We start from the raw sequence: 12513 nt of genomic DNA on the forward strand, positions 1-12513 counted from the left end.
CTGTGATCACCGGGTAATGAGACGACGGACGTTTCTCGCGAGCGGGGGGACGGTCGCCGGGCTCGGCCTGGCCGGCTGCATCTCACGGGAGGGAGAGAACGGCGGCACGACCGGAAACGGCGACGACGAGGACGTGCTCCGGGTCGCGGCGAACACGTCGTTCGTCGACGCTCCCAGCGACAGCCCCGGCGAGTGGATCGCCGACGAGTTCGCCGACCGCTACGACGTCGAGTTCGAGTGGCACACGCCCGAACAGGAGCTGAACTACTACATCGAGCGCCACAACGAGGACGTCGAGATCGAGCCCGAACTCTACCTGGGGCTGAACCCCCACGAGGTCGTCCGGGCCGACCACAACACCGACGGCGAACTGTTCGTCGAGACCGACGACGACGCCCTCGAGCACCTCGCGAACGTCGACGAGGAACACTACTTCGACCCGCAGGGTCGGGTGATTCCGACCTATCGGAGCTTCTGTGCGATGGTCTACGACGGTCGCAACGTTCCCGAGCCCGAAACGTTCGAGGACCTGCTCGAGCCCGAGTACGAGGGACAGATCGCGGTCTCGAACCCCCAGCGCGGGACGACGGGCCTGCTCTTCCTGCTGTGGACGATCGACTACTTCGGCGAGGACGAGTACCTCGAGTACTGGGAGGAGCTACTCGACAACGACACTCGGGTCCTCGACTCCTGGAGCGAGGTCTACGCCCAGTTCGAGGAGGGCGAGATCCCGGTCGTCGCCTCCTACGCGAACGACCGCGTCTACGCCCAACGCGCCGGCAACGACCTCGAGAAACACCAGGTCGCGCTGCTGAACGGCCAGGCCTACGCCAACATCGCCGGCATGGCCCGCTTCGCCGACGGGACGAACGACGAACTCGCCCACGAGTTCATGGACTTCATCCTCGATCCCGAAGTGCAGGCGGTGATCGCCGAGCGAAACGTGACGGGACCGGTAAACAGCGAGACCGAGCTGCCGGAGGTGTACGAGGAGTACGCCGAAGTGCCAGACGACACGCCGTTTTTCGACTACGACGACCTCGACGAGAACCTCGACGAGTGGCTCGCGGAGTGGGAACAGACCGCCGCCGGCGATCACTGAGCGAGCCGTGGTCTCGAGCGCTCCGGGCGAACCGATTGCGGGCGTCGCGAACCGGCCACCGCCGCGAGCGACGAGTCAGTCGCCGTCGCTCCGAGCCTCGCGTCCCAGCTCCGACTCGACGGCGTCGACCTTGTCGTCGGCAGTCATCGACTTCTCGCGCTTGTCGTCGACCTGTACCAGCGTCTGGACCTCGCTGCCCTCGACGGCCTTGTGGGCGGCCCCGCAGGCCGCGAACAGCTCCTCGACGTCCTCGGCCTCGAGCGTCGTCGCCATCGGCGTCGTCTCGTACTCGACGTCGTACTCCTCGAGGGCGTCGATCGCGGCCGCGACGTCCTCGGTTACGTCGTCGTCGGTGATCGGGGTCACGCGAAGTAGCGCGAAGACTGTCATAGCCGTCCGTTTCCGGGGTCGCGACGTAGTGGTTTCGGTCGGCAGTACCACCGGGTGGTCGAACCGGCTCGCAGCCCGAATCCCGACGCGCGACTCCACGGAGGTGGCGGCGTGAGCGACCGTTCCGATCCGAGAGCTGACGGCGGGGCGACCGCACCCGTCGACGTTCCCGGCTCGGATCCCGACCCCGAGGACCCCCGCGCGGGAGACGAACCGATGGGACGACGGCGCGCGAGAGGGATCCGCAACCGCCTCGAGCGTCGGGCCATCGCGCTGTTCGGCCTCGGAACGATCCTCCTGCTGGTCGTGCTGTTCTACTACCCCGTGGCGACGGTGTTCGTCGAGGCCGTCGTCGTCGAGGGCGCGGTGACGCTCGCGGTCTTTCTGGAGCTCCTGCGGGATCCGTTCTACTTCGGCGACCTCGCCCGCCTGTTCGCCGGCGAGTCGCCGCTGTCGGTCGCGAGCGACCTGCTCTCGAGCGACCGTCGTATCGGGATCGTCGGCTTCACCGCTTACCAGGCGTTTCTCTCGACGCTGCTTAGCGTCGCGCTCGGCGTCCCTGCAGCCTACGTCCTCGCGCGCTACGAGTTCCGCGGACGGCAGACGCTGCGCTCGCTGACGGTGCTTCCGTTCGTTCTTCCCTCGATCATGGTCGCCGTCGGCTTCGTCGCGACGTTCGGTCAGAACGGCACGCTCAACCGGGCGCTCGGAGTCGTCGGGCTCGGCCCGATCGAACTGCTGTTCACGCTCGAGGCGATCCTGATCGCCCACGCCTTCTACAACGCGCCGCTCGTGGCGCGGGTGACGACCGCGGCCTGGGAGTCCGTCGACGCGAGCGCGATCGAGACCGCCCGGAGCCTCGGGGCGAGCCCCTTCCGCGCGTTTCGAGACGTCGTCGCGCCACAGCTGTATCCGGCCGTGTTGATGGGCGCCGCGTTGACTTTCGTCTTCACCTTCGGCACGTTCCCGATCGTGCTGGCGCTGGGCGGGTTCGAGCTGGCGACCGTCGAGGTGTTCGTCTACCGGCTGATCCAGGACCTGAACTACGCCGAGGCGGCCGCGCTGGCGATCGTTGAACTCGTCATCACGCTGGGGATCCTCTACGGCTACCTGCGCTACGAGGCGAACCACGTCGTCCGTTCGCGCGGCGTGCGCCCGCTGCCGCGCCGACCGCTTTCGCCGCCCTCCCCGTCCGTCCGCGAACTCGCTCCGCGGGCGGGGATCGCCGTCTACGCCGCGATCGCTCTCGTGGTCTTCGTCTCGCCGATCGTCAGCATGCTCTACGCGAGCGTCTCGGGGCCCAGCGGGCTCACGCTGGATCACTACCGGTTCCTGCTCGAGCGCCAGCAGACGGCCGCGGCGTTCCAGGTCCGACCCTGGCCCGCGATCCGGAACTCCCTGCTGTTCGCCGCGGGCGCGCTCGCGCTCGCCCTGCCGATGGGCGTCGTCGTCTCGGTGCTGACGACCAGACGCTACCGGGGCCGGAAGCTCGTCGACGCCGTCGCGATGGCGCCGCTCGCGGTCTCGGGGATCATCGTCGGGATCGGCCTCCTGCGGGGACCGGTCTTCGGGATCGAACTCGCGGGCTGGCAGCTCACGATGGGCGGCGCCGCGGCGATCGTCGCCGCCCACGCCGTCTCCTGTTATCCGTTCGTCGTCCGGACCGTCGCGCCGGGGCTCGAGTCGGTCGACCGCTCGCTCGTCGAGTCGGCCCGCGCGCTCGGGGCCTCCCGGGCGCGAGCCCTGTACGACGTCGAACTGCCGCTGGTCTGGCCCGGCGTCGTCGCGGGCGCAGCGTTCGTCGTCGCCATCTCGATGGGCGAGTTCTCCTCGACGGTCATTTTGGCGACCGGGACGGATCAGTACACGATGCCCGTCGCGATCGAACGCTTCATCGGCCGTCGGCTCGGACCCGCAACCGCAATGGGTGTCGTCCTGCTGGTCGTCACGAGCATCAGTTTCGTGATCATCGACCGGCTCGGAGGTGAGAGCTTTGGCATCTGAGGAGCCGGATCGCTCGCTCGAGCCGCCCGGAACCCGATCCTCGAGCGCCGAGTCGCCGACCGAGGACCGCCCGATCGCCGTCGAACTCGAGGGCGTCACGAAACGCTACGCCGGGACGACGGCCGTCGACGACGTCTCCCTGTCGGTCCGGGAGGGCGAGTTCTTCACGCTCGTCGGCCCCTCCGGCTGCGGGAAGACGACGACGCTGCGGCTGATCGCCGGCTTCGAGGCCCCGACTGCGGGGGCGGTTCGGTTCCACGGCGAGGACGTCACCGGTGTCCCGCCCGAGGCCCGGGACGTCGGCGTCGTCTTCCAGAACTACGCGCTGTTTCCCCACATGACCGTCGGCGAGAACGTCGCCTACGGGCTCAACTTTGCCGATCCGCCGGGGGGCGTCTCGGACGACGAGCGGGTCCGGGAACTGCTCGAGCTGGTCGACCTCGAGGGGATGCAGGATCGCGAGCCCGACCGGCTCTCGGGCGGCCAGCAACAGCGGGTTGCGATCGCCCGCGCGCTCGCGCCCGGCCCGGACGTCCTCCTGTTAGACGAGCCGATGAGCGCGCTCGACGCCCAGCTACGCGAGCGACTGCGGATTCAGGTGAAGGCGATCCAGAAGGAACTCGGGATCACGACGATCTACGTCACCCACGACCAGGAGGAGGCGCTGGCCATCTCGGATCGCGTCGCGGTGATGCGGGCCGGGACGCCGGAGCAGGTGGCGACTCCGCAGGATATCTACCGCCGGCCGGAGACGCGGTTCGTCGCGGAGTTCGTCGGCGACAACAACGTCCTCGAGGGCATCGTCCGGTCGGTCGAGGAGCGAGGGAACGGTCGCCGGCGAGCCGAACTCGAGTCCGGCCCGGAGACGTTCGCGGTCGATCTCGCGAGCGAGGTCGCGGTCGGCGACGCCGTCACCTTCTGCGTGCGACCCGAGAACCTGCAGGTCGGAGCCGAGCCGGAGGCCTCGAGCGGGCGAAACGCGACGACGGCGACCGTCCGGAGCGCGGAGTTTCTCGGCGAGACGACACGAGTCCACCTCGAGTGGGGTGGTCGGGAGCTACTCGTCAGGACTCGCGATCCGCTCTCCGGGGACGTCGCGGTCGGCTTCGAACCCGGCGATCCACACGTCGTCGCGATCGATCGAACCCTCTGACCGAAGGCGTGCAGTTCGCTCGACCGAGAGCTCCGGTCGGCCGAGATGGAGGGGGCGTCGGGGTTCGTTCGAGCATTACCGGAGATGGCGGAGGAGCGTCGGCGCTTTCGGGATGTCCGTCGGATCGAACGGGTAGAGGGAAAGCAAGTCCCGAAGCGTTAGTTCGTACCGTTGCAACCGGTCCGCTTGCTCGTCCGACAACCGATCGATGTTCCGCACGAACCGGTTCTGCTGATCGGCGTCGAAGTCGTACAGGAGTTCGCCCACTACCCGCTGTACCTTCCACTTCGGCCCCTTCTCGCGATTCCAGCGCTTCTCGTACTCGAGCAGCGTCTCCCTGGAGGTGGCCCCTCGAGCGAGGGCTTCGATCGCGACGTCGGCCGCCATCTCCGCCGACTCCATCCCCGGCCGAATCCCCTCGCCGAACAGCGGATTGACACTCGAAACGGAGTCGCCGACCGCCACTATCCCGTCGCCGGCTCGGTCGTTGATCGAATTGTCCGAGACGACTTCGCCGGCGTGGACCGCCTCGACCTCGTCGACGGTCCACCGGTCGTCGCTCTCGATCCACCGCTGTACGTACTCGTCGATCCCCCCGCCGTCCGGCGGCACGTGTCGTTCGTGGAAGTCGTTCACCCAGCAGACGCCGACCTTGAAGACGCCGTCGCCGCCCGGGAACACCCACGCGTAGCCTCCCGGGGCGTACTCGTGGTCGAACCGAAACAGCATGGAGTCCCGATCGAACGAGCCCGTCACCTGGTACTCCTTCCCGATCCCGCGCTGTGCCGCGTCCGGATCCCACATCCCCAGTTCGCTCGTCAGCGCTCCGGCGGGCCCCGTCGCGTCGACGACCAGCTCTCCGTAGTACTCCGCCGAATCGCCGCCTCGACGGGCTCGAACTCCCGTAACGACTCCCCCTTCGGTAATCGGTTCCGAGACGCGGGTTCCCGTGACGATCTCGACTCCGTGTTTCCGCGCGTCCTCGCCGAGATACTCCACGAACGCCGGAAAGTCGAGAACGTAGTTCGGAATCGCCAGTCGTGAGCGGGCCTCCGGCCCCTCGAACACGACGTCCGGGCTGGAATCCATCACGACCCGATCCGGGATATCGTACCCCTCGATCACCTGCCGGAACGTCCCGCCCGTGGATTTGTCGTTGTCAGCCAGCTCGTCGTTGCGCTCCAGAACGACGACCGAGTGAGTCGACCGTCTCCCGAGTTCGCGTGCGAACTGGAGCCCCGCCGGTCCAGCACCGGCGACGACGACGTCGAACTCGACCATTCTCTGGACCAGCTATCGAGGAGCGCCGAAGAATAGGTTGGGGTTGCGACACTCCAGCAGTGGGCCGTCGAACGTCGCTCGTTCCGTCAGATCCGTGGAACCAGGTACGGTCCTCTTGGTGTCCTGTACGGCGGTCTCGAGCAATCCGGGTTGCTTCGATCGGCTCACCCGATGGCGATCGTGGGATCGTGGACGCGGCCGACTACTCCTCGGCGATCCGGCTCCCGCCCGGCGGCATGAAGTGCTGGATGCGGTCCGGGCTGGCGATCTTCCGGACGAACGACTCGTCCGTGAACTCCTCGCGGAACCGCCGGTAGAGCCGCTTTGCCGCGTCGGCCTGGGCGTACCGTCCCGGCTCGAGTTCGATCGTCGTCTCGGCCTGGCCCTCGATGGCCGACGGCGGGCCGCCGATGACGCGGGTGTAGGGCTCACACTGGATGCCGACCGCGGCGCCGACTGCCGTATCGCGGTAGTAGGTGCGATCCCCGCGGATCGCGAAGCCGCCCTTCTCCAAGTACTCGCCGCTCTCGGGGGTCTTGGTGACCTGATCCGAGTCCACCGCGTAGACGTCGCCCGCGTAGCGGCCGTCCTTCCAGACCGACGAGTAGGTGACGGCGAACTGGGCGGCCTCCTCGATGCTCGAGTCCGGAAGCTCGATGTCCGAGGACGAGGCCTCGCTGGGATCGGTCGCCTTCAGCACCGTGACGGGGCCACCGTGGGCCTGCGTGTGAAGCACCGTGTCGCCCGGCTCGAGGTACTTCTTGACGAGTTCCTCGTTCTGGTCGGCGTTTCGTCCGCCGATCACGAGGTAGCCGTCGCTGGTGTGGAACCACCGAAAGCGGTCGTACCAGGGCTCGTTCTCGCGGATCGGGATCGAGGCCAGCTCGAGCCAGTTCGTCTCCTCGTGCTCGTCGTCCTCGTCGCCGTCGTCCTCGTGCTCGTCCTCGGCCTCCCACTCGTCGCGGCGTCGCTTGGCGTCCTCGAGATCCTCGCGGGTATCCTCGATGGCCGCCAGCGCGCCCTCCTTTTTCTCCGCGATGCGTTTGGCCTCGGTGTAGAGACGGTCGGCGTTCTGCTCGACGCCCTGCCGGGCGAGGAGATCGATCTCCTCGCCGTCGAGTTCGACGGTGACGATCCCTTCGGTGCCGTCGACGCCGACGACCGCCTCCGCGGCCTCGATCCCCCGTTCTTTCCCCTCTTCGAATCGTTCTTCGATCTCGTCCCACGGGCGGTCCTGCGCGCGGGCCTCCTGGACCGTCGAGAGGATGTCGTCGACCAGTCCGTACTCGGCGTACAGCAACTCGGCGTTCTCCCGCTGGGCCTCGGCCTGCTGCTCGAACCCCTCGATCGCGCCCTGCTGTTGTTCGATGATCCGCTCGTGTTTGGCGATCTCCTCCTCGAAGTCGGGTCGCTGTTCGGTCGGATCGGGCTCCTCCTCGTCTTCCAGCTCGAGTTCGAAGAAGTAGTCGTCGAGCGCCTCGAGGAAGCTGTCGGCGCGTTCGGCGGTCAGGCCGGCCTCTTCGTGTTCCTCGAGGGGGAACGGCGTGGCGTCGACGACCGGGCCGTCGTCGGGCTCGTCCGCCTCCTCGTCCTCGACGGGCGCCCGGTAGAGACGGGGATCGAAGTTGGCGTTTCGGACGTCGAGCGCGAGCCGTTCGATCGCCTCGTAGACCCGGCGGTAGTCCTCGTCGGTGGCCTCGTCGATGTCCAGGGCCTTCTCGACGCCCGCCCGGGTGCAGATCTCCTCGGCGTAGAGGCCCCCCATGTTGAGCTGGGTTGCCAGCGTCCGGACGACGTCGGTGTCCGAATCCTCCATCTCGCGGTCGAACGCCTCCCGCGAGACCGACAGCGGATTCGTCCGCGAGTCGGGGAACTCGTAGCGCGAGCCCGGAACGACGGTTCGGGATTTCAGCCGGACCGTCTCGAGGCAGTCGATCACCTCGTACTCGCCGTCGGTGACGGCGATGTTCCCCTGGCCGAACAGTTCGACGATGATGCGCGTGGTGCCGTCGTCGCGCTCGAAGACGAACTCGAGGATGCGGTCGAACTCGAACTGCTCGACGCCGGCGAAGTCCGCTCCCGAGAGCCGGTTGCGAAGCATCATCGCGAACTGAGGGGGCCGTCCGGGGGCGTCGGGCACCCGTTCGGGGGCGACCGTGTGGGCGCGTTTGATCTCGCCGACCTCGATCAGCAACTCGACGCGGCCGCGGTCGAAATCGCGCATCTTGAGCCGCAGGAGGTCGTCGCCGTAGAGGTAGGCCTTGTCGACCTTCGAACCCTCGTAGGTGCCGAACTCCCCGACGAGGGCCGCGAGGTCGACGCTCGTAAGCTCCCGCTTTGGATCCATACCTCTACCTGCCCGGTCCGGTCAAAAAGGCGTGTCGCTCCGGCTCGAGGGAGGTTCTCGCGACGGCGCGCTCGCTCGAGTCAGAAAGGCTCATCGGCGACGAGCCCGTTTCACGCGAGCATGGACACGGCTGGCTCGTCCGCGAGCGGAATCGACAGGACGACGGACGGACGACGAACGCCCGACGGAGGGGACGACCGATGAGCGCGCCACAGCGCCCGGTCTGGGCGGAGGTCTCGCGACTCCCGTCGTTCCTCGAACGACTCGAGCAGACGGGCGGGCTCTCGGCCCGCGCGCTGATCGACGAACTCGAGGTCGAGATTCCGGTCGAGGGCGTCGCCTACCACGACCGTGGGATCCGGATCCCGGGATACGACGCGACGTTCGTTCACGAGCCGACGGGCTCGCGGGGTCGACCGGCGTTCAGCGTCCAAGTGGACACGATCGGGCCGCGAAACGGCTGGGCGATCTTCGATAAGACGCTGTCGTGGGACGTCTACCTGCTCCGGGCGGAGGAGGCCGCCGCGATCGCCTGGCTGAGCGACGAGGAGTACCGAATCGAGGAGGCCGACGAGTTCGACTCGAAGCGCGACGCGGTCGCCGCCGGTCGCTTCTCGTTCGGACTCTTCCTCTACGCCGGCGACGCCTGGGCGGAACAGCAGAAACGGATCCGCAGCACGGACGCCCCGGCTTATCTCCTCCGGGAGGACGGTCAGCCGATGATCCCGGGTACACAGTCGGAGTTCTACGAACTGGTCGACTCGACGGTCACGGAGTTCCGAACCAGCGGTGCCGCACCGGACTACCTCGGACTGCTGGAACTCGAGGCGACGATCGACGGCTAACCCGGCGTTAGCCGATGTATAAACGTTTCATTCGTCCGCCAGAGCCCCCTCTACGAACTGATTCGACCACGGAAAAGCGAGATCACAAGGGCGCACCGTCGCAGTCCGCTCGAACGGGGGGAGTGTCGAGCGGTGGGGGGTGGGGGGAGTGGCGACGGTGCACCCGAATGAGATACAGCGGGTGTGGCGCTGGTTGTCTGGGGGAGTGTGATCGATGCCGACGTTCGTCGGCACTCGATGCTTCACGCCCCATTGATATAAAAATTTCCCATGAACTGCGATGTTTTTATCTCCGTACCTCATCGACCACGGTCGAAATTCGACCGACGGGAAGCCCTCGGTCGGGGGCCGTCAGTCCTCGGCAGCGGCGTCCGCTTCCCACCCCTCGGTGAAGATCCGATCCTCGTCGGCCCCGGCGTCCTCGAGCAGGTCCCGGGTCTCGACGACCATCTCGGGGACGCCACAGACGTAGCAGTCGACCCGCTCGAGGTCGTCGAGTTCCTCGAACGTCTCCAGGAGGTGATCCTGGACGTGTCCGGTCTTCCCGTTCCACGCGGCGTCGTCGGCGGCGTCCGACAGGACGTACTCGACGGAGACGGCGTCGGTCCCCGCCCGGAGCTGGTCGAGACTCTCGCGGAAGATCAGGTGCTCCTGGTCGCGCTCGCCGAAGATGAGCTTCCCCCTTCCCGTACCCTCGCTGGCGTACTGTCTGACCATCGGGTACAGCGGCGTGATCCCCGTTCCGGTGGCGACGAAGAGGGCGTCGCGGTCGGGATCTCGGAGGTGGAGGTTTCCCTCGACGGGGTCGATCTCGATCTCGTCGCCCGGCGTCCGGTCGTGCATGTAGACCGAACCGGTGCCGTCGTCGTAGCGCTTGATCGCCAGCACGAGCTGGTTCGTTCCGGGGGCGTTGATCGCCGTGTACGGACGGGACTGCTCCTCGCCGTCGGCCTCGAAGTGGACCGCCGTGTGCTGGCCGGGATCGAACTCGAAGCCGTGGTCGTCGGCGACGAGCCGAAACTGCTTCACGTCCGGCGTCATCCGATGGACGTCGGCGACCGTAACGGACAGTGTCATACGTCGGTCTGCGGTCAGAAGCTACTAAGCCGTGCTGTCGGCACGTGCATCCCTGACTCCGGTCGCAAAAAGTGAATTGACCCAATCGACGACCGTTTTCGTCCCGTTACGTCTCCGTCTCGACGGCGGCCTCGATGGCCGCGTACAGCTCGTCGGTCTCCTTCGTCGGCGAGTAGACCGTGCCCTCGACGCTGACGCGGGGTACGTCGTCGACATCCATCTTCTCGACCTGGTCGATCGTCTCGTCGAGTTCGTCCTGGTAGGCGTCGCCCGCGGCGGCGTCGTAGACCTTCTCGGGGTCGGCGACGTCCGACTTCTCCGCGACGTGTTTGAGTCGCTTGGGCGTCGCCCACTCCTCCTCGAGGTCGATGTTGATCGCGATACACTCGACGAACGTCCAGAACTGACCGGGATCGTGGTCCCAGACGGCCAGTCCGGCCCGCGCCAGTCGCGGTCCGTCGTCGCCGTGGAGCGTCGTTCCGCCGAGGGCGGCGACGGCGTGGACCTCGAGGTCGACCTCGCCCTTTTTCACGTGCTTCTCGAGCAGCGTCGCGAACTCCTCGAGCATGAACTCGGACGTCTCCGTCGACTTCCAGGTGCCGAACAGCTTGATCGTTACGGGCGCGTCGCCCGTGCCCGCGATCGGGAACGCGGACTTCGGATCGTCCGGCGTCGGGATCGGGTCGAGCACGCCCTTCGGTTCCTCGATCTCGTCCTTGTCGTCCTCACCGTTCGGGTCGTCACCGTTGCCGCCGTTGCCGCCGTTCTCACCGTTATCGCCGTTGCCGCCGTCGGTTTCGTTCGACGGATCGTCGTCCTCGTCGTCGTCGCTCGAGAGGAAGTCGGTACATCCCGCGAGCCCGGCAATGGCCGCGCCACTGCCGACCTGAAGTACGCGCCGTCTGGTGCGGTTGTCTTGCGTCACGGATCGAACTAATCGGTTACCCGGAATTACTACTACTCAGATAAGTCACTAGTTACTGGGAGTATAATTCAGGAGCGTTGATTGTAGATTCCGAACACGAGGCTAATACGGCAGCTAACGGGACGAAATACACTGATTAAAACACCCAGCTATAGTTATATATTATCCGGGGGAGGACGAGAATCGGTTTGCTCGAGCGACAGCGCCCGTTCGAGGGTTCGACCCGCACCGGGCCCGACGCTACGGCTCGAGGACGACCTCGCGGACGTCGTCGACGCCGGCCCGCCGCACCGTGGCCCGGACCGGGTCCCGGGCGCCCGCGAGGTTGTCCGAGTCGCCGTCGAGGACGAGCAGCCGCCCCGGCGCCCCCGCCTCGAGCGAGCCGCCCTCGAGTCCGGCGAGGTCGGCGCCGTTGACCGTCGCCATCCGCAGAATCGTCTCGGCGGGGAGTTCGGAACACTTCGCGAGAAACTCCATCTCCCGGAACATCGACGGCGAGTTGAGCATCACGTTGTCGGTGCCGAGCGCGAGCGTGGTCCGCTCGGCCAGCTCCGCGGCGGGCGGGAAGCCGACGCCGGTGACGAGGTTCGACCGCGGGCAGAGCACGACCGGGATCTCGGCGTCGGCGATCCGCTCTAAGTGGTCCGGCTCCGGATGGACGACGTGAACGAGGAAGTCCGGCTCGAGGTCGAGCGCGCCGTCGAGGTCGCTCGAATCGCCCTCGCCCGCGTGGATGGCGAACGGCTTTTCGGCCTCTCGGGTCGCGGCCCGTTCGTCCTCGAAGTCGCCGTCGTTGGCGCCGCTGGCGCCGAACCCGTCGCCCGCCTCCATCGCCGCGACCGACTCGCGGGCGAACGACAGCGCGCCGATATCGAGGCCCGCAGCGGCGTCCTCGAGCATTCGGACGCCCTCGAGGCCACCCTCGCGGAAGTCGAGGCAGGCGGCGGTTCCGCCCCGCTGCATGAACTGCAGCGATCGCTCCATCGCGCCGACGAGTTCCTCCCGAGAGGCCTGTCGCAGGAGTCGGTGTTTCAGCCCGTCCGGCGGGGCGACGAGCTCCTCGAGGGAGAGCCCGCCGCCGGCCTCCTTCGCGATCGAATCGCCGATGTGGGTGTGTGCGTTGACGAAGGGTGGCAGAATGAGATCCGAACTCTCGACCGACTCCGCCTCGATGGCTTCGATACGTCCCTCCTCGTCGATCACGATCCGTCCCTCGACGGGCTCGAGCTCACGCCCGCGAAGGATCGTCCCGGTTCGTTCCATGCTCGTTCCTTGGCGGGCCCACCCTTCAACGGTTCGCGTTCGATCGAGACTCATACGGATTGCTGTAACGATTTACCGGCGCAACCGCCACACGGGTCGCGGTTGCGCCGGTAATGACTTACAGTA

At 67.1% G+C, this 12513-nt stretch carries 10 protein-coding genes; 4 read left to right on the plus strand and 6 right to left on the minus strand.

What is annotated here, in order from left to right:
- Positions 1-16: 16 nt before the first annotated feature.
- Positions 17-1102: a thiamine ABC transporter substrate-binding protein gene (locus ACNA7R_RS11020; protein WP_416283615.1), complete on the plus strand. Its 1086-nt coding sequence runs from the start codon at positions 17-19 to the stop codon at positions 1100-1102.
- A gap of 75 nt (positions 1103-1177) precedes the next feature.
- Here the strand turns inward: ACNA7R_RS11020 and ACNA7R_RS11025 are convergent, their stop codons facing one another.
- Positions 1178-1492: an MTH1187 family thiamine-binding protein gene (locus ACNA7R_RS11025; protein ID WP_416283616.1), complete on the minus strand. Its 315-nt coding sequence runs from the start codon at positions 1490-1492 to the stop codon at positions 1178-1180.
- 216 nt (positions 1493-1708) lie between these two features.
- Between ACNA7R_RS11025 and ACNA7R_RS11030 the strand changes: the two genes are divergently transcribed.
- Positions 1709-3496, plus strand: a complete 1788-nt coding sequence (locus ACNA7R_RS11030) for an ABC transporter permease (protein WP_416283624.1) — start codon at positions 1709-1711, stop codon at positions 3494-3496.
- Positions 3477-4649: an ABC transporter ATP-binding protein gene (locus ACNA7R_RS11035; RefSeq protein ID WP_416283617.1), complete on the plus strand. Its 1173-nt coding sequence runs from the start codon at positions 3477-3479 to the stop codon at positions 4647-4649. The genes ACNA7R_RS11030 and ACNA7R_RS11035 overlap by 20 nt, the downstream gene beginning before the upstream one ends.
- A gap of 75 nt (positions 4650-4724) precedes the next feature.
- Here ACNA7R_RS11035 and ACNA7R_RS11040 read toward each other — a convergent pair whose 3' ends face one another.
- On the minus strand, positions 4725-5930 hold the full coding sequence (locus ACNA7R_RS11040) for an NAD(P)/FAD-dependent oxidoreductase (protein ID WP_416283618.1): 1206 nt from the start codon (positions 5928-5930) through the stop codon (positions 4725-4727).
- A gap of 202 nt (positions 5931-6132) precedes the next feature.
- Positions 6133-8277: a ribosome rescue protein RqcH gene (gene rqcH / locus ACNA7R_RS11045; protein WP_416283619.1), complete on the minus strand. Its 2145-nt coding sequence runs from the start codon at positions 8275-8277 to the stop codon at positions 6133-6135.
- Between the two features lie 200 nt (positions 8278-8477).
- Between rqcH and ACNA7R_RS11050 the strand changes: the two genes are divergently transcribed.
- Positions 8478-9122, plus strand: coding sequence for a hypothetical protein (locus tag ACNA7R_RS11050; protein WP_416283620.1), 645 nt, complete (start codon positions 8478-8480; stop codon positions 9120-9122).
- A 351-nt stretch (positions 9123-9473) separates the two neighbouring features.
- Here ACNA7R_RS11050 and ACNA7R_RS11055 read toward each other — a convergent pair whose 3' ends face one another.
- From ACNA7R_RS11055 to ACNA7R_RS11065, 3 genes are all read right to left on the minus strand, one after another.
- The gene (locus ACNA7R_RS11055) at positions 9474-10199 is read right to left on the minus strand and encodes a ferredoxin--NADP reductase (protein ID WP_416283621.1); all 726 of its coding nucleotides are present in this window, start codon (positions 10197-10199) and stop codon (positions 9474-9476) included.
- 106 nt (positions 10200-10305) lie between these two features.
- A complete protein-coding gene (locus ACNA7R_RS11060; protein WP_416283622.1) occupies positions 10306-11124 on the minus strand; it encodes a thioredoxin domain-containing protein in 819 nt (272 codons plus the stop codon).
- A 240-nt stretch (positions 11125-11364) separates the two neighbouring features.
- Positions 11365-12387: an amidohydrolase family protein gene (locus tag ACNA7R_RS11065; protein ID WP_416283623.1), complete on the minus strand. Its 1023-nt coding sequence runs from the start codon at positions 12385-12387 to the stop codon at positions 11365-11367.
- Positions 12388-12513 lie beyond the last annotated feature (126 nt).

The sequence above is a fragment of the Natronococcus sp. genome (genome assembly GCF_047921035.1).
In the GTDB taxonomy this organism is placed as follows: Archaea; Halobacteriota; Halobacteria; order Halobacteriales; family Natrialbaceae; genus Natronococcus.